Source organism: Vibrio cholerae ATCC 14035 (assembly GCF_000621645.1).
Lineage (GTDB): Bacteria > Pseudomonadota > Gammaproteobacteria > Enterobacterales > Vibrionaceae > Vibrio > Vibrio cholerae.
Genome location: NZ_JHXR01000029.1, coordinates 20,571 through 37,423, shown reverse-complemented (window position 1 = coordinate 37,423; position 16,853 = coordinate 20,571). Strand labels below are relative to the sequence as shown.

The 16,853-nt window shown below is 48.9% G+C and carries 21 protein-coding genes and 1 pseudogene; 9 read left to right on the top strand and 13 right to left on the bottom strand.

Translation table 11 applies throughout. From position 1 onward, the window contains the following. Window positions 1–272: pseudogene (gene tnpA, locus T411_RS01000000119480) on the top strand (IS200/IS605-like element IS1004 family transposase); the annotation flags it as partial. A gap of 110 nt (window positions 273–382) precedes the next feature. Here the strand turns inward: tnpA and T411_RS0113865 are convergent. The 5 genes from T411_RS0113865 to tsaA form a co-directional block, all read right to left on the bottom strand. After that, the gene (locus T411_RS0113865; protein ID WP_001046693.1) at window positions 383–574 is read right to left on the bottom strand and encodes a DUF4250 domain-containing protein; all 192 of its coding nucleotides are present in this window, start codon (window positions 572–574) and stop codon (window positions 383–385) included. Window positions 575–579: 5 nt separating this feature from the next. Beyond that, complete coding sequence (locus T411_RS0113860) at window positions 580–783, bottom strand: YaeP family protein (protein WP_000870111.1); 204 nt, start codon at window positions 781–783, stop codon at window positions 580–582. Between the two features lie 102 nt (window positions 784–885). Then, the gene (locus T411_RS0113855; RefSeq protein WP_000364592.1) at window positions 886–1,530 is read right to left on the bottom strand and encodes a tellurite resistance TerB family protein; all 645 of its coding nucleotides are present in this window, start codon (window positions 1,528–1,530) and stop codon (window positions 886–888) included. A 241-nt stretch (window positions 1,531–1,771) separates the two neighbouring features. Beyond that, window positions 1,772–3,487, bottom strand: coding sequence for a proline--tRNA ligase (locus tag T411_RS0113850; RefSeq protein ID WP_001260664.1), 1,716 nt, complete (start codon window positions 3,485–3,487; stop codon window positions 1,772–1,774). A gap of 225 nt (window positions 3,488–3,712) precedes the next feature. After that, window positions 3,713–4,408, bottom strand: coding sequence for a tRNA (N6-threonylcarbamoyladenosine(37)-N6)-methyltransferase TrmO (tsaA, locus tag T411_RS0113845; RefSeq protein ID WP_000283242.1), 696 nt, complete (start codon window positions 4,406–4,408; stop codon window positions 3,713–3,715). Between the two features lie 134 nt (window positions 4,409–4,542). On the opposite strand from tsaA, the gene T411_RS0113840 reads away from it, so the two are divergent. The 3 genes from T411_RS0113840 (at window position 4,543) to T411_RS0113830 (ending at window position 6,709) form a co-directional block, all read left to right on the top strand. Then, window positions 4,543–4,800, top strand: a complete 258-nt coding sequence (locus T411_RS0113840; RefSeq protein WP_000643440.1) for a type B 50S ribosomal protein L31 — start codon at window positions 4,543–4,545, stop codon at window positions 4,798–4,800. Continuing rightward, window positions 4,797–4,922, top strand: coding sequence for a type B 50S ribosomal protein L36 (ykgO, locus tag T411_RS0113835; protein ID WP_000866542.1), 126 nt, complete (start codon window positions 4,797–4,799; stop codon window positions 4,920–4,922). The genes T411_RS0113840 and ykgO overlap by 4 nt, the downstream gene beginning before the upstream one ends. Window positions 4,923–5,122: 200 nt before the next feature. Next, window positions 5,123–6,709, top strand: a complete 1,587-nt coding sequence (locus tag T411_RS0113830; RefSeq protein WP_000098861.1) for an AbgT family transporter — start codon at window positions 5,123–5,125, stop codon at window positions 6,707–6,709. Between the two features lie 65 nt (window positions 6,710–6,774). Here the strand turns inward: T411_RS0113830 and T411_RS0113825 are convergent, their stop codons facing one another. Both T411_RS0113825 and T411_RS0113820 read right to left on the bottom strand, forming a co-directional pair. Beyond that, complete coding sequence (locus T411_RS0113825) at window positions 6,775–7,224, bottom strand: YaiI/YqxD family protein (protein ID WP_000708225.1); 450 nt, start codon at window positions 7,222–7,224, stop codon at window positions 6,775–6,777. Next, the gene (locus tag T411_RS0113820) at window positions 7,221–7,520 is read right to left on the bottom strand and encodes a hypothetical protein (RefSeq protein ID WP_000956112.1); all 300 of its coding nucleotides are present in this window, start codon (window positions 7,518–7,520) and stop codon (window positions 7,221–7,223) included. The genes T411_RS0113825 and T411_RS0113820 overlap by 4 nt, the downstream gene beginning before the upstream one ends. Window positions 7,521–8,374: 854 nt before the next feature. Here T411_RS0113820 and T411_RS0113815 point away from each other — a divergent pair. Further along, window positions 8,375–8,908: a GNAT family N-acetyltransferase gene (locus T411_RS0113815; RefSeq protein ID WP_000150757.1), complete on the top strand. Its 534-nt coding sequence runs from the start codon at window positions 8,375–8,377 to the stop codon at window positions 8,906–8,908. Here the strand turns inward: T411_RS0113815 and T411_RS0113810 are convergent. Beyond that, window positions 8,865–9,167: a DUF3301 domain-containing protein gene (locus tag T411_RS0113810; RefSeq protein WP_000578705.1), complete on the bottom strand. Its 303-nt coding sequence runs from the start codon at window positions 9,165–9,167 to the stop codon at window positions 8,865–8,867. The genes T411_RS0113815 and T411_RS0113810 overlap by 44 nt on opposite strands. A gap of 3 nt (window positions 9,168–9,170) precedes the next feature. Next, window positions 9,171–10,208 carry a DUF3549 family protein gene (locus tag T411_RS0113805; RefSeq protein WP_000379749.1) on the bottom strand — a complete coding sequence of 346 codons (1,038 nt, stop codon included), beginning with the start codon at window positions 10,206–10,208 and terminating at the stop codon, window positions 9,171–9,173. Window positions 10,209–10,296: 88 nt separating this feature from the next. Here T411_RS0113805 and T411_RS0113800 point away from each other — a divergent pair, with 88 nt between their 5' ends. Together T411_RS0113800 and truC are read left to right on the top strand one after the other, a co-directional pair. Continuing rightward, window positions 10,297–10,608, top strand: a complete 312-nt coding sequence (locus T411_RS0113800; protein WP_001160170.1) for a YqcC family protein — start codon at window positions 10,297–10,299, stop codon at window positions 10,606–10,608. Further along, the gene (truC, locus tag T411_RS0113795) at window positions 10,609–11,343 is read left to right on the top strand and encodes a tRNA pseudouridine(65) synthase TruC (protein ID WP_000890132.1); all 735 of its coding nucleotides are present in this window, start codon (window positions 10,609–10,611) and stop codon (window positions 11,341–11,343) included. Between the two features lie 97 nt (window positions 11,344–11,440). Here truC and dxs read toward each other — a convergent pair whose 3' ends face one another. The 4 genes from dxs to T411_RS1000000121305 form a co-directional block, all read right to left on the bottom strand. Next, the gene (dxs, locus tag T411_RS0113790; RefSeq protein WP_000171170.1) at window positions 11,441–13,321 is read right to left on the bottom strand and encodes a 1-deoxy-D-xylulose-5-phosphate synthase; all 1,881 of its coding nucleotides are present in this window, start codon (window positions 13,319–13,321) and stop codon (window positions 11,441–11,443) included. A gap of 19 nt (window positions 13,322–13,340) precedes the next feature. Then, a complete protein-coding gene (ispA, locus tag T411_RS0113785; protein ID WP_000568617.1) occupies window positions 13,341–14,225 on the bottom strand; it encodes a (2E,6E)-farnesyl diphosphate synthase in 885 nt (294 codons plus the stop codon). Window positions 14,226–14,266: 41 nt separating this feature from the next. Beyond that, complete coding sequence (gene xseB, locus T411_RS0113780; protein WP_000157114.1) at window positions 14,267–14,509, bottom strand: exodeoxyribonuclease VII small subunit; 243 nt, start codon at window positions 14,507–14,509, stop codon at window positions 14,267–14,269. Window positions 14,510–14,756: 247 nt separating this feature from the next. Continuing rightward, window positions 14,757–14,966 carry a hypothetical protein gene (locus T411_RS1000000121305; RefSeq protein ID WP_001885989.1) on the bottom strand — a complete coding sequence of 70 codons (210 nt, stop codon included), beginning with the start codon at window positions 14,964–14,966 and terminating at the stop codon, window positions 14,757–14,759. Between T411_RS1000000121305 and pomA the strand changes: the two genes are divergently transcribed. Further along, on the top strand, window positions 14,875–15,588 hold the full coding sequence (pomA, locus tag T411_RS0113775) for a flagellar motor protein PomA (protein WP_001922974.1): 714 nt from the start codon (window positions 14,875–14,877) through the stop codon (window positions 15,586–15,588). The genes T411_RS1000000121305 and pomA overlap by 92 nt on opposite strands. Window positions 15,589–15,599: 11 nt before the next feature. Next, window positions 15,600–16,556 carry a flagellar motor protein MotB gene (locus T411_RS0113770; protein ID WP_000340821.1) on the top strand — a complete coding sequence of 319 codons (957 nt, stop codon included), beginning with the start codon at window positions 15,600–15,602 and terminating at the stop codon, window positions 16,554–16,556. Window positions 16,557–16,853: the final 297 nt, after the last annotated feature.

The window sequence follows — 16,853 nt, the reverse complement described above, 5'->3', positions numbered from 1 at the left end:
ATGTTCAGCCAGATCATGTCCACTTAGTTGCGATAATTCCGCCCAAAGTATCGATTTCGACGTTGATGGGAGTTTTAAAGGGTAGGAGTGCAATTAGGCTATTCAACAAGTTTCCACATATCAGGAAAAAGTTATGGGGAAATCATTTTTGGGCGCGAGGCTATTTTGTGGATACGGTAGGTGTAAATGAAGAAATCATTAGACGGTATGTACGGCATCAAGACAAAAAAGAGCTTGAGCAAGAGCAGCAGTTAGAGTTATTGAGAGACTAACAGCGCCGTGGCCCCCTTTTAGGGGGCTTATATTAAAACCGCCTTCTAAGAAGGCGGATTTTTATTTTTTCAGCCCCGATTTGAAAGGGCGCTTTGCGATAACCGTTGATTTAGCGGAATTGGCCGACTTGCGGTAAAAATTCAAAACCAGCGCTCGCTAACTTAGCTTCTAACGCGCTGCGATCAATATCGAAATAGTTAACCAATTTATCCAAATCGCCACCAAAGTCGTCACGCAGTTTCATGTTAATGATGCTCATCAGCATGATCGGATCCATAGTGGCAAAATTCGCGAGATTCATGGTGATTAATCCTCAAAATCGGAAATCAGTAAATTCGCTGCCGCAAACGCCGCTTTTTCTCGTGCCGCCAGTGGCAGGGCGGTATCAGCCGCAATCTCGTTTAATGCACGTACAGCGCAGCTGATAGCTTGCGGAATATAGCCTTGATCACCACTACCAATTTGCGCATAAAGCTCGCGTACCAGTTCACAACAGTCATAAACTTTCATCAGGGTGTCCTCAAATGATAACTGCTCTCAATATACCTTGAGAGCAGAGAAATACCAAACCTACTACTTGCGCTGGCTCAATGAAGCCTCATGAGTGGTGAATTATTGGCCAGTGACTTGTAAATTCAGCTGTGCGACCAATTGATCATCCAAGCCTAGTTGTTTAGCAAGTTCATTGAGATAAGCTTTTTCCATAAAGTTCTGTTCATCGGCAATCAGCAATGACGCCAGATACAGCTCAGATGCTTGAGCTGGGTTTTGCGCAAACCGAGCGATTTCAGAAGGATCCAATGGCTTGCGCAGTTCTTGTTCAACCAATTGTTGTACTTGGTTATCTGCGCCTAGCTCTTCAATCGCTTGTTGGATTCGCGCCATCTCTTGCTCATCCACATGCCCATCGGCTTTCGCGGCGGCAATCATGGCTTTTAAAATGATCAGCTCATGACGAGGATTGCTTTCATCAAACGGAGTCGGTGCGGATTGACCATTTTGTTTGGCGTTCCAATCGTTGTAGACCTTATACGCCAGTGCGCCAAGTGCAGCAGCACCGCCGACTTTTAGCGCGCTTTTGCCCCATTTGGCACTTTTCTTTGAGCCAAGCAGCATGCCCAATAAGCCGCCACCTAACGCGCCAGCCCCCAAAGCACCGAGCTGGCTTTTATCTTGACCTAGGTTTTTAAGCTGTTCACTGCCTTTTTTCACTAAGTCAGAACTCAGTGCTTGGTTAAGTAATGATTTTAGATCCATGGGCTATCTCCTCTGGTTTTGACTCAGTGTAGATGATGAAAAATGAATCTAATATTAATATCTCCTTCCTTCTTGAAGTTGCAGCGGTGTTGGCCGCGTTCGTTCACCCCAATCACATAGCCTCTCTATGCTCATGGGATGAACTCACTTGCCGCCTACCTGCAAATCCAAGTCGTTTGGGGAAAACTGGTAATAAAAAGGCTGCTCGATGGCAGCCTTTTTAAGTGAATGTGACCGAAAATTAGGCCAGTTTGGCTTGGATAAAGTCGATGATTGACTCCATTGCCACGGCTTCTTTCTCACCTTGACGGCGATTTTTGTATTCGAAGTGGCCTTCATCCATGCTGCGATCACCAATGATGATGGTGTGTGGCACGCCGATCAGCTCCATATCTGAGAACATGACGCCCGGACGCTCTTTACGATCATCAAACAGCACTTCGATGCCTGCAGCTGTCAATTCTGCATACAATTTTTCAGCGGCTTGCTGAACACGCTCAGATTTGTGCATGTTCATCGGCACAATAGCCACTTGGAAAGGTGCAATCGCATCAGGCCAAATGATGCCGTAATCGTCATGGTTTTGTTCGATGGCTGCCGCGACGACGCGAGAGACGCCGATACCGTAGCAACCCATCTCAAGAATGACGTTTTTACCGTTCGAATCGAGTACGCCACAGTTCATCTTTTCAGAGTAGTTGGTACCCAATTGGAAGATGTGACCCACTTCGATACCGCGCTTGAGCATCAGTGTGCCTTTGCCACATGGGCTTGGATCGCCTTCAACCACATTACGCAGATCTTCGACTTTACCCAGTTCAACATCACGACCCCAGTTGATACCGAAGTAGTGTTTACCATCGATGTTTGCGCCAGCGCCGAAATCGTTCATCACAGCAACGGTGCGGTCAACAATAAATGGCAGTTTCAGGCCGACAGGGCCTAATGAGCCAGGGCCTGCACCGATCAGCGCGCGAATCTCTTCTTCGCTGGCCATTTCCAGCGGCGAGGCCACTTCGGCCAGTTTCTCGGCTTTGATTTCGTTCAGTTCATGGTCACCACGGATGATCAGCGCAACGATAGGCGCATCGATTTCATCTGAGGCTTTGACAAATAAGGTTTTCACCGTTTTTTCGATAGGCAGACCGTGCTGCTCAACCAATTCTGCGATGGTTTTTGCGTTAGGGGTATCAACCAAGGTCATCGCTTGCGTAGGCGCTGGGCGCTCAATCGCCGGTGCAACCGCTTCGGCTTTTTCGATGTTGGCTGCGTAATCCGATTCGGTTGAGAAGGCGATCAGATCTTCGCCACTTTCTGCCAGTACGTGGAATTCGTGTGAGCCGTTACCACCGATAGCACCAGTATCCGCTAGCACTGGGCGGTAATCGAGGCCCATACGGTCAAACGCTTTGCAATACGCAACGTGCATGGCTTCGTAGGATTTTTCTAGGCCCGCTTTGTCGATATCAAAGCTGTACGCATCCATCATGCAGAATTCACGGGCACGCATCACACCAAAACGTGGACGGCGTTCATCACGGAATTTGGTTTGAATTTGATACAAGTTCAGTGGCAACTGCTTGTAAGAGCTCACCTCATTACGCACCAGCGCCGTGATCACTTCTTCCGCAGTTGGGCTTAAAACAAACGGACGCTCATGGCGGTCAGTAAAGCGCAGTAGCTCTGGGCCCATTTTTTCAGAGCGACCAGTCTCTTCCCACAATTCAAACGGCTGCACCACCGGCATCAAGGTTTCGATTGCACCGGCATTATCGATCTCTTGGCGAACGATGTTTTCGACTTTACGCAGTACACGCAGACCAGTAGGCAGCCAAGTATAGAGACCTGAAGCCAGCTTACGGATCATACCTGCACGGAGCATGAGCTTATGGCTCACAACTTCTGCGTCGTTTGGAGTCTCCTTCAGAGTGGAAAGAAGATAGTTACTGGTACGCATTCTATGGTATCCGTTTCATCAAAGTTTAAAGGATCGCTTTAACAGGAGTGACGTCATTCCCTTCTTACTGCAAGCGGCAGGCGTGTTGGCTAAGTGGGTGCAGCCCAATCACATAGTCTCTCTATGCTTATGGTGATTCACTCACTTGTCATCTATCTGCCACTGGAAGTGGTTTGGGGATCTAAAGCGAATTTGGGCGCTAATAATATCAGCCAAATGGTTTTGTCAAAAGGGTTCAATTGCGTTGACAACGATTGCTTCAGCGTTAACCGTAAATTTCACGTTCCAATCGTACAAATTCACCGCATATAACTTATCGTCAGCGCGATGTTTTTTGTAAGCTGGGCGCGGATCTTGCGCTAACACTTCACGGATCACTGCTTGGCGAATCTTACCTTCAGGATGTGCCTGGAGCATTTGCCGCGCTGCATCACTGAAGGTAACCGCCATGCGTTGTGGCTCTTGCTCGGCATAGCCACCTTGCGCGTCGGTAATGGAATCGGAGTAGGGGATATAAGGCTTGATATCAATGATCGGTGTGCCATTGACCAAGTCGACGCTTCCGAGCTCTAAATAATATTGATCGCCTTCTTTGCTTACCCCTTTTAACTCGACCGCTGACATGCCAATTCCATTAGGGCGAAAAGTTGCTCGTGAAGCGAAAACACCCACTCGTTCATTACCACCAAGACGAGGTGGACGTACGGTCGGTTTCCAACCTGCGGCGAGGTTTTGGTCGAACAAAAATAGCAGCCAGACATGGCTAAATTGCTCTATGCCACGAATGGATTCCGCGCAGTTGCACTCACCGAGCAATTTGACTCTTGCGGTCGCGCTTGGCACCAAACGTGGTTGACGAGGTACGGCAAATTTTTCTTGGTATGGGCTTTCAATAATTGCAATAGGTTCAATGGGATACATGTTTTTTATCGATATTCACACGATGTTGAGGAAAAAAATAGCATAGCTAGACGTAAAAATCGCTTGCAAATCACCTTGAGAATAATTATTAATTAAAATGTTATAACATAACAATTTGAGGTTTTGAGTTTAAGATGAAAGCAGGCATTCATCCCGATTACCGTAAAGTGGTGTTCCACGATACCACGGTTGATCACTATTTTGTAGTTGGTTCTACTTTGCAAACCGATCGCACTATTGAGTGGGAAGGCAAAACTTACCCCTACATTACCATCGAGGTTTCGTCAGAATCTCACCCGTTCTATACCGGTAAACAACGTGTGGTACAAAAAGAAGGTCGCGTTGCGAACTTCACTCGTCGTTTCGGTCAGTTTGCTAAGGAGTCAAAATGAAAGTGCTCAGCTCGCTAAAAAGCGCTAAAAATCGTCACCCAGATTGTCAAATCGTCAAACGCCGTGGCCGTTTGTATGTGATCTGCAAATCAAATCCTCGCTTTAAAGCCGTTCAGCGCTAGTAGCAAGATTTTTATCTAACCAGATGGTTATTCATGCTCATGATCATCTGGTTATTTTTTATTTTCAGGTTAGAAGTTATTCATTTGGATAAATTTTGTAACATTTTTGCTTTTTAATTTACCTTTTTTGTCGAGTACTCTGCGCGCGCTTTTGACATTTCTGTCACAAATGCATAGGAATCATGACAAGGAGGGAACAGATGAGTTCATCTGCTTCAATAAATCAAAACGCACCTAAGAAACCTTTAATTACCCGTTTTCTTGATGGTGTGGAATATTTGGGGAACCTATTACCCCATCCCATCACATTATTTGCCATTTTCTGTGTTGTACTACTGGTTGCTTCGGGTATCGCTGGGTACTTCGAGCTGTCAGTTGTGGACCCTCGTCCTGAAGGCGCGAAAGGTCGTGCTGCAGATGGCATGATCCATGTTGTCAGCTTACTCAATGCCGATGGATTAGAGCTTATCGTAACCAACTTAGTGAAAAACTTTGTCGGCTTTGCTCCTTTAGGCACCGTGTTGGTGGCCATGCTGGGTGTCGCCATTGCGGAGCACTCTGGGTTGCTCTCTGCGGCAATGCGTGGTCTGGTGATGGGCGCTTCAAAGCGCATGGTCACTTTCACTGTCGTGTTTGCCGGTATTATTTCTAACACGGCATCTGAATTAGGCTACGTGGTTCTTATTCCACTGGCAGCCATGCTGTTCCATTCGCTAGGTCGTCACCCGCTCGCGGGACTCGCTGCGGCGTTTGCAGGTGTTTCTGGTGGTTATTCGGCAAACCTGTTAATTGGCACCGTCGATCCTTTGCTTTCAGGGATTACCGAAACCGCCGCTCGTATGATTGATCCTACTTACAGCGTTGGTCCTGAAGTCAACTGGTACTTTATGGCGGCTTCTACCTTTGTGATTGCGATTTTAGGTGCATTCGTGACCGAGAAAATCGTTGAGCCCAAACTGGGCAAATATGATGTATCAGAAGCCAGCGATGACTTAAGCCAAGACAAAATGGGTTCTCTGACGGCGCTAGAGAAAAAAGCGCTGGCCTATGCTGGATTAGCGGTTGTTGTGGTGAGCGCATTATTGGCTTGGACAATTGTACCGGCGGATGGCGTGCTGCGTGGAGAGGATGGCCTCGTTTCTGGTTCGCCATTTTTAAAGAGCATCGTCGCCTTTATCTTTATCTTTTTTGCTATTCCCGGCTATGTCTATGGCCGTGTGGTTGGCACGATGAAAACCGATCGTGATGTGATTAATGCGATGGCGAAATCGATGTCTTCTATGGGCATGTACATTGTGCTGGTATTTTTTGCGGCGCAGTTCGTTGCCTTCTTTAGTTGGACAAAGTTTGGTCAAGTATTGGCGGTACTCGGCGCGGATTTCCTGAAAGACATCGGACTGACGGGACCCATGCTGTTCTTCGCCTTCATTTTGATGTGTGGTTACATCAACCTGATGATTGGCTCTGCCTCTGCGCAATGGGCAGTCACCGCGCCGATTTTCGTGCCTATGCTGATGTTGGTGGGCTATGCTCCAGAAGTGATTCAAGCGGCCTATCGTATCGGTGACTCGGTCACTAACATCATCACCCCGATGATGAGCTACTTTGGCTTGATTCTGGCGGTGGCGACGCGTTATATGAAAAACCTCGGTATCGGTACTTTGATCGCAACCATGTTGCCGTATTCGGTGGTGTTTATGGTGGGTTGGAGCTTACTGTTCTACGTGTGGGTATTTGTGTTAGGTCTGCCGGTTGGCCCTGGCGCCGCCACTTACTACACGCCATAGTGTTTGTTCTGCATACGAAAAAGCCTGCGCATATCGCAGGCTTTTTTACACATCAGAAAATCTCATTACCCAGTGCGCTTAGCCAAAATTCTGTCCAGATGATTGGCAAACTCGCGCCGTTCGGTCTGCGAAAGGGCGGCAGGGCCACCGGTTTGAATGCCGCTGGCGCGCATGGTATCCATAAAATCGCGAATATTCAGGCGCGCTTTGATGGTCTCTTTGGTGTAGAGCTCACCGCGTGGATTGAGCGCCAAACCACCTTTGCTGATCACTTCATCCGCGAGGGGGATATCTGCCGTTATGACCAAATCGCCCGCTTCGGTGCGTCTGACTATCTCATTGTCGGCAATATCAAACCCTGAAGAGACTTGTAGCGCGCGAATATTGTCGCGTTTGGGCAGTGGGATCAGATGGTTGGCGACAAAGGTACATTCAACGCCTGTACGCTCAGCGGCGCGGATCAGCGTTTCACGGATCACTTTCGGACACGCATCGGCGTCTACCCAAATCTTCATGCTTGCCCTCCTTTGTTTGTGCTTTCGAGCGCTTCAATACGCGCTGTAAGCTGTAAAATCGTCTGTTCTAATTGTTCAATGCGCTGCTCAAGGCTCGGGGCAGTATTTGTCGTGGCGACCTCGACTTTGGGGATGCGTTGGGTACTTTTCCAACTTTTTATCGTGGCAATAATCGCAGGCATTGGCACTGGCGTTTTTAAACGCGCTTTGACCAGTGCGACAGAAGGCTCTTTGCCTTGCTGCTGCAGGCTATTGAGGATCTCTTCCAGCTCTTGAGACACGTCTTTGGTCAGCATAATCTTTCCTTATTCGGGTTTGCCGCCATCTTACTGAGAAACACTCGCGAGCAAAAGGGGCAATCGTTTGTGAGAGATCGCTTACACCTTGTGTAAGCAAAAACAGTGAATTGATGCAGGAATAACGAGGGGGCTTACTTATCTGTTTGATTTTTAATGTCTATTTTATTGGTTGGGTTTGGGGGCTTAGCCTGTAGGCCAGCAGCCGCTTGTACGAAAAAGCAAAACGGGTAAATTATCTCTTGTCGAAGGAAATGACCTAGGAACGGTGATTCTCAGGATGAGAAGTGGTGAGGATGACCACAAGCAGGAAGCCGGACACGCATAAGGAATGCGTCAGCGCACAGTGAGGTGAGCTGCAAGGATGATTCAGGATACTCTAGGGATGTGAGAGGGAACCCCATCAGGACGATGGCAAGGACACCGCTCAAGGAACAAGTGATGAAGGCTGAATAGGATTATTCGGCATCAGGATAAATAGGACACCGCTAGGATGGCGATGCTCGGAGTTCGCTGAAAGGATCAGCCCGTTAAGGATGATGCATGGAGCACATTCAAGTAGCCGGATGCTGCGACTAAGATTAAGCCCCGACACCTGTGTCGGGGCTTTCCTTAATCTCCCTTTCGAGCAAAAGAACCTGCGTTAATCAGGCCAAATTGGTCACAATATTGGCTAACAAAAAAATAAGCGCATATCAGGTTCTTGATAAACCATAAAAATAACAACGTCAGCAGGCTTTACCTCGTGTCATTCGATCCTTGATATGGACGAGGTCATTGTTAATAAAAATAGCGCCTTTCTATCTGGGAAGGCGCTATTTCCGTTTGATTTTTCTGCTATACAAGGAATGTCCGTGACCATAGCGACCCGAAGAACGCTACTTATCCCTTACACTGAGGCGTTTGAGTCAGATTTTCTGGTGCTCAATTATTGTGCGAAAAACCGTGCCCTGATGAACGGGCCGACGACCGTAGCGGCAGCGAAACAGCTTTTTCAGCGGGTATTGCATGATTCTTCACTGTACGCGATGGCCGTGCTGGATAACTATAACCGTGAGTACATGGGGCATGTCTTCATCGAATTTGAGAGTGAAGGGCGCGCTGAGTTGGGCTTTCTATTTGATAAAGCCTACTGGGGACAAGGATTCGCCAGTGAAGCGTTGAATGCCTTTTTCCCCAATATGTGTCAGCGTTTTGGTTTACAGCGTGTGGTCGCAACTATTAAAGCGCAACATGAAGCTGCGCGTACTATTTTGCAAAAGCTCGGTTTTATCCACGCCATGGATGTGGATGAATTTTATGGCCCATGTAGCCAATATGTCTGGACGGCTGAAGCGGATAGGCTTAGCCCATCCGGTGCGGTGGCAGAGCAAAACCTACCGTTCTAAATCCTCGCATTTCTAACTGACCTTGGTAACAATCGTCGCCAAGTGAGGAAAACTCAAACAAATAAATGGTGTGCCAACGCCACTGGCCAGAGGGCGTTTTGAATTTATGCTGGCCAAAAGCGACGTTGAGCAGTTGCAAATCAAGCTTGTCACAGTGGCGTTGAATCGCTTGTTTGGCGATTTCCGCTTGATGGCGCTGCTGCCAAAACAGAAATCCCGCAAAACAGAGCGCCAGTATCAAGAGCAAATCGCCAATCATGAATTATCCTCGTGTCATCTGCTGTAACTGCTCTAGAGCCTGCGCCAACTCTGGTGATGGGCTGGCGTGCAATAGAGGCAGCATCACTCCCCGTAGTGCGGGCAGCATGACCACGTCCGCGAACAATTGATTAAATAAGGGTTGATTTTGAGTTTGCGCTAAGCGGATCAAAAAGCGTTGCGCACGGCCGCTATTTTCTAAGCTCATCCAACTGCGTCCTGCAAGCGCAATCAGCACTTCTGGATGGCAAATTGCGGGAGAGGCGAGAATCGCATCGCAAGTCGCATCAAGGATATTGGCAGGCGCTCCGGCCAAGGCTCTCACTAGAGCCGCGAGCAAAAACAGATCTGGATCGCTGGCTTTGACTTCCGCCTCCGCAAGCTCACTTAAGCGTTTCGCCAGTTTTTCCGGTAAGGTGACATGCTCTAATGCCCCGAGCACAGCGTAAAGTGGCTGGGCAGGCAAATGAGTCAGGGCTTTACGGAGCAATACGCCGTTTTGTTCTTGCTCTAAACGGGCACAAAGATCGGTAATCCCTTGCAAACCCACCGTATGCCACTTATCCCAGCCTAAACCGCCTGAAAAATAGTGCTGAGCGTGTTCGTAGTATTGGCTGCAGGCTAGACCAAGCTGCATGCGAATATGGCTATGCAGCATCGCGAGTTTGTCTTCACTGGGTTTGAAAGTGTAAGGATTATTGGCGAGCTTCTGTTGCTGCTCTTCCGTCAAAGATTGATGGAGTCGGCTGCCCATTGCTTCGAGCAGATATTGAATAAATTGCCCAACATCGGCTTGTTGCAGTAAGCCACGTTCATCAAGTGCAAATTTGAGCATCCAGATCCAAGGTTGACGCTGTTCATTCCAATACACGATAGCGAATTGTGCATGACGTTGTAGCGGAAACGGGTAAGCTTGTTGACCTAACTCCACTTGAGCAAATTGGCGGTTATCCATCGCTTGCACGCGGCGTCCGAGATCAAAAATTTGGTACTGGCAGCCGCTATTTTGCAGCAGAGCCGTGAGGGTACGAATAGTGTCCATGCGGAAATTGATCCTAACTTTCTTTCTCCAATAAATGGTACTCTATGGCACTTTTTCAAGGTCATCATAGAAATAAACCGGACGAATTATGCAGTTCAACGCCGTATTGGTGAAGTTACTCGATGAGTTGGAAGTCAGATTGCGTGCTGCGCAATTGTGGCAAGCGACACCGCCTTCTTCACAAGCTCTCGTCAGCCAAGAGCCCTTTGCAGTGGATACTCTGTTGCCCCATGAGTGGCTGCAGTGGATTTTTCTGCCCAAAATGCAACAGGCGATCGCCCAAAATGCGGTACCGCGTGGTTTCGCGCTGGAGCCGTATTTCTCAGAAGTGTGGCAAGGTGAGGCCCGTTATCAAGCGGTGCTTGCGGTCATTCAACAAATCGACAAGGTGTGCCAATAGATGCTCGAGATTGTTTATCAAGATGAATATTTGGTGGCGGTCAATAAACCGGCTGGCATGTTGGTGCACCGTTCATGGCTCGACAAGCATGAAACCGAGTTTGTGATGCAGACCCTGCGCGATCAAATTGGTCAGCACGTTTTCCCGCTACACCGTCTGGATCGCCCGACATCCGGTGTGTTGGTGTTTGCGCTTTCGAGTCAGATTGCCTCTGAAGTGATGCCGATGTTTGCCAATCATGAGATGGAGAAAACCTACCACGCCATTGTGCGCGGCTGGATTGAAGAGGCAAATGTGCTCGATTATCCACTCAAAGAAGAGCTCGACAAAATTGCCGATAAATTTGCCAAGCAAGATAAAGAAGCGCAGTCGGCGGTGACAGCTTATCGGCCACTCGCCAAAGTGGAACTGCCCATTGCTACGGGAAAGTTTGCCACTACCCGCTATTGCTTGATGGAGATGCAACCGAAGACCGGGCGCAAACATCAGCTGCGTCGTCATATGGCACATCTGCGTCATCCGATAGTGGGTGATACCACCCATGGCGATGGAGTTCATAACCGACTGTTTCGTGAACACTTTTCCGCGCAACGTTTGATGCTGCATGCCAGCGAGTTACGTTTTATGCATCCTTATACCCAGCAGCCGTTAGTGATTCGCGCTGGACTAGATGAAGTGTGGCAAGGCTTGCTTAGTGAGTTTGGTTGGCAAGAGTCGCTGTTAATCAACGCTTGATGATTTTCTCAATCAGCCCAATAAAAAAGCCTTCATCATGAAGGCTTTTCTCTTTCTGATTTCTACCTCAGCGACGTTAAGCGGCGGGTGGAAAGGACTATTTGGCCAGATAGTCGCGAATTGCTCGCTCAATGCCTGCACCATCAAGTCCAAGTTCTGCATGCATCTCTTCTTGCGTGCCTTGCACGATGAACTGATCTGGTAGGCCGAGATTGAGAACCGGCTTGAGCTGCTTCTCTTTCATCAGAAACTCAATCACGCCAGCCCCTGCGCCACCGGCAATCGCATTTTCTTCCAATGTCACGAGGACATCATGAGTTTGGGCGAGTTGCTTGATGAGGGCTTCATCCAGTGGTTTAACAAAGCGCATGTCAGCCACTGTCGCGTTGAGTTTTTCAGCGGCTTGTAAAGCGTTAGGCAGCAGAGTACCGAAACTCAAAATCGCGACTTTCTCACCTTCGCATGCCGTGCTTTCACGCATTAAGCGGCCTTTGCCGATTTCCAACGCGGTAAAGCTGCTCTCTAGCTCAACGCCCATGCCATTACCGCGTGGGTAACGCACGGCACTTGGCCCTTGATGTTGATGACCCGTGTAGAGCATTTGGCGACATTCATTTTCATCCGCCGGAGCCATGATCAGCATGTTGGGAATGCAGCGCATGTAGCTTAAATCAAACGCACCTTGGTGAGTTTGACCATCGGCTCCGACAATCCCCGCGCGGTCGATGGCAAACATCACCGGCAAGTTCATGATCGCCACATCGTGGATCAGTTGATCGTAACCACGCTGTAAGAAGGTGGAGTAAATCGCCACAATCGGGTGATACCCCGCAATAGCCATACCGGTCGCCAGCGTGACTGCGTGCTGTTCGGCAATCGCCACATCAAAGTATTGGCTTGGGTACTCTTTGGAGAAACGTACCATGCCAGAGCCTTCACGCATGGCTGGGGTAATCGCCATCAACTTGGGATCTTGCGCCGCCATATCACACAGAAAATCGCCAAAGATTTTCGAAAAGGTGGGCTTAGTATTGCTGCTTTTGGGCAAGCTGTGGTGGCTTGGATCAAACTTAGGCACGCCGTGATAGCCAATCGGATCTTTTTCCGCAGGCGCATAGCCTTTGCCTTTTTTGGTCATCACGTGGAGGAACTGTGGCCCTTTTAGCTCACGCATGTTTTTCAGGGTTTTGATCAGTTCCAGTACGTCATGGCCATCCACAGGGCCAATGTAGTTAAAGCCGAGCTCTTCAAATAGCGTTCCGGGAACCACCATGCCTTTGAGATGCTCTTCGGTGCGACGAACCAGCTCTTTGATTGGCGGAATGCCAGACAGCACTTTCTTGCCACCTTCGCGAATAGAGGTGTAGAGACTGCCAGACAGCACTTGCGCCAAATGGTTGTTCAGTGCGCCGACATTCTCTGAAATCGACATTTCATTGTCATTGAGTACGACCAGCATATCAGGGTGCACATCCCCCGCGTGGTTCATCGCTTCAAACGCCATACCGGCGGTGATCGCGCCATCGCCAATCACACTGACCACTTTACGGTCTTTACCTTCTTTACCAGCACAGATTGCCATGCCGAGTGCGGCACTGATCGAGGTGGAGGAGTGACCCACCGAGAGGGTGTCGTATTCACTCTCTTCACGCCATGGGAAAGGGTGTAATCCATCTTTCTGGCGAATGGTGGGCATCTGATCACGACGACCAGTCAAAATTTTATGTGGGTAAGCCTGATGACCCACATCCCAGATCAGATGATCAAATGGGGTGTGGTAGACGTAATGCAGCGCAACCGTCAGCTCAACGGTGCCTAATCCTGAGGCCAAATGACCGCTGGATTGGCTCACCGAGTTGAGCAAATAGGTACGTAACTCGTCACACAGCTTAGGCAGTACTTCTTTTGGAAGGCTGCGCAGTTCGTCTGGCGTATTCGCCAGAGCCAGTGTTGGGTATTTTGAGATATCAAGAGTCATAAGTATGCGCGCTTATTGTTTAGTTCTTGCGCTCGACGACATATCGGGCGAACTCTTCCAGATGCTCCGTATTGTAGGGAATTGCTTCTAAAGCCAGAAGCGCTTCTTGTAACAGAGTGTGTGCTTTTTGTTGTGCTCCTTCTAAGCCTAAAAGAGCAGGGTAGGTACTTTTATTTAATTCTTGGTCAGAACCCTGTGGTTTACCAAGGGTTTCGGTATCGCTAATGATATCGAGAATGTCATCTTGAACCTGAAACGCGAGGCCAACCGCTTCTGCATAGCGATCAAGATGCGGTAGCATGGCGCGGCCTTTTTCACCTGCGGCTAAAGCACCTAAACGGATCGCGCAGCGCATTAAAGCGCCGGTTTTATTGCGATGAATGGTTTCCAATTCCTCTAGCGAAATTAAGCGATTTTCCGCCGCCAGATCTAACGCTTGACCAAGGCACATGCCTTGTGCGCCAGAAGCTTCGGCAAGAGCTTGGATCATGGCGACGCGCTGTGTTTCGCCTGCAGCAGAAAGATCGCCTTCCGCCAAAATAGTAAACGCCAAGGTTTGCAGGGCGTCGCCGGTCAAAATGGCGGTGGCCTCATCAAACTGGATATGGCAAGTGGGCTTGCCGCGGCGCAGCTCATCATCATCCATGGCGGGCAAATCATCATGGATCAGCGAATAGGCGTGAATACACTCCACGGCTGAGGCAGGAGTGTCTAAGTCGCTAAGCTCACAGCCGAGCATTTGCCCCGTGATGTACACCAAATATGGCCGTGCCCGTTTGCCGCCGAGCAGTAGCCCGTAACGCATCGCCTCGATTAAAGGCAAGGTTTGAAAGGGAATACGGTTCAGCCACTGATCCAGTTGCTGGTTATTTCGCTGTTGGTATGAGGATAACGCCTCAATCATAGGACACTCATCTTTGTCGGTTGTTCTGGCTGTGGAGCGAGTTACTCTGCTACATCGCTAAAATCGCTGAGCGGGGCATCATCACTGTTACTGAGCAAAATCCGCACACGCTGCTCAGCATCGTCTAGTTTGAGCTGGCCAGCTCTGGCTAAAGAGATGCCACGCTCGAATTTGCGCAGTGCTTCGTCCAGTGCCAGATCGCCACTTTCTAGCTGTTCGACCAACTGTTCCAGCTCTTCGATGGTTGACTCGAAGGACATGTTTTCCGGTTTCTTGCTCGCCATATTTTTTATGCCTTACTTAAGATGCACGAAAGTTACCTCAGGGGGCTTGGCTGGTCAAATTTAACCAAGCGATTTTGTCAGAAATAGAAGGCTTTTTTACCGCGCCAGATAACGAAATGGAAAAAAGTCCACAAAGTCATAATTCGAAGGCTAAAAACTCTGCGCGTGACAGGTGCATCTCTGCCAGTTTTACGTATACACTTGACTAAGGTTTTCACCGTCTATTCTGACAATTTCGTTAAAGAATTTATTCTGTTGCCGATAATGAAGGTAAGATTTTCATTATCGCGAATGTGTAGCCTGAGGAGTGCTTCGTGGATTTAGCAACACTGGTTGGTCTTATTGGTGGCATGGCTTTCGTTATCATGGCGATGGTGCTAGGCGGCAGCATCATGATGTTCGTTGACGTGGTATCAGTTCTTATCGTGGTCGGCGGTTCGGTCTTCGTCGTACTCATGAAGTTCGAGATGGGGCAGTTTTTTGGTGCGGCCAAAATCGCTGGTAAAGCCTTTATGTTTAAAGCTGATGCTCCCGAAGATCTGATTGCCAAAATCGTCGAGATGGCGGATGCCGCACGTAAAGGTGGCTTTTTAGCGTTGGAAGAGATGGAGATCCCCAATCCTTTCATGCAAAAAGGGATCGACCTTTTGGTGGACGGCCATGATGCGGATGTGGTGCGTGCCACCTTGCAAAAAGATATTGTCTTGACCGATGAGCGCCACAGCAAAGGAACCCAAGTTTTTCGCGCCTTTGGTGACGTTGCACCCGCGATGGGGATGATCGGGACACTGGTTGGTCTGGTTGCCATGTTATCTAACATGGACGACCCCAAGTCAATCGGTCCTGCAATGGCGGTTGCTTTGCTGACGACTCTGTACGGTGCGGTACTTTCCAATATGATTTTCTTCCCGATTGCCGACAAGCTTGCGCTGCGTCGTGATCAGGAAACCCTCAACCGTCGTCTGATCATGGACGGTGTTTTAGCGATTCAAGATGGGCAGAACCCAAGGGTTATCGATAGTTATTTGAAGAACTACCTCAACGCAAGTAAACGTATTCTTGATGTTGATAAAGAGTAGCGGAGCCGACTATGGATGACGAACAACAATGTAAATGTCCCCCTCCCGGTTTGCCCGCATGGCTGGGGACGTTTGCGGACTTGATGTCACTGCTGATGTGCTTCTTCGTACTCTTGCTCTCGTTTTCGGAGATGGACGTACTGAAATTTAAGCAGATCGCTGGCTCAATGAAGTTTGCCTTTGGTGTGCAAAACCGTTTGGAAGTGAAAGATATTCCCAAAGGGACCAGTATTATTGCTCAAGAATTTCGTCCCGGTCGCCCAGAGCCGACGCCGATTGATGTGATCATGCAGCAAACCATCGATATCACCCAACAAACCTTGGAATTCCAAGAGGGGGAATCAGACCGAGCGGGCGGTAATCAACGTGATTCCGGTCAGCTTACTGGCGGTCAATCGGCAGAAACTTCGGTGCAAGATAACCAAAACACTCAATCTGAAATGCAACAGCAGCAAGCACAAGCGATGTCAGAGCAGATGGAAACCGTGGCGGAAAGCATCAAAAAAGCACTGTCTAGAGAGATTGAGCAAGGAGCCATTGAAGTGGAAAACTTGGGGCAGCAGATTGACATTCGGATCCGCGAAAAAGGCGCGTTCCCAGAAGGTTCCGCATTCTTACAACCTAAGTTCCGCCCTCTGGTACGCCAAATTGCTGAGTTGGTCAAAGACATTCCCGGTAAAGTGCGGGTGACAGGGCACACTGATAACCAGAAATTGGACTCTGAACTGTATCGCTCGAACTGGGATCTCTCTGCGCAGCGCGCAGTTTCGGTGGCGCAAGAGATGGAAAAGGTCAAAGATTTTGACCATCTAAGACTGCAAGTGCGTGGATTGGCTGATACCCAACCGTTAGGGCCCAATGATACCGAAGCGCAACGGGCAACCAACCGCCGCGTTGAAATCAGTATCTTGCAAGGCGATCCAGTCTACAGTGACGAGGTTCCTTCACTAGGCGGTGGACAACAATAACCGAAGGTATACCCTTCCTACTTGAAGCTGCAGCGGTGTTGGCTACGTTCGTTCACCCCAATCACATAGTCTATCTATGCTCATGGGGACTCACTCACTTGCCGCCTACCTGCAACTCCAAGTAGTTTGGGTATATACACACCGACTGTAAACTAAAAAAGGCAAGCCATTGGGCTTGTCTTTTTTATGGGCTTTTCTCAATAAAGTGTGATCGTGTATAATCGCGCCCCTTTAGCGGTAAGCGCCTTGCCAAGGTTTACCTGCTGCTCGCCAGATTGTCTAACTCAGATTGCGAAT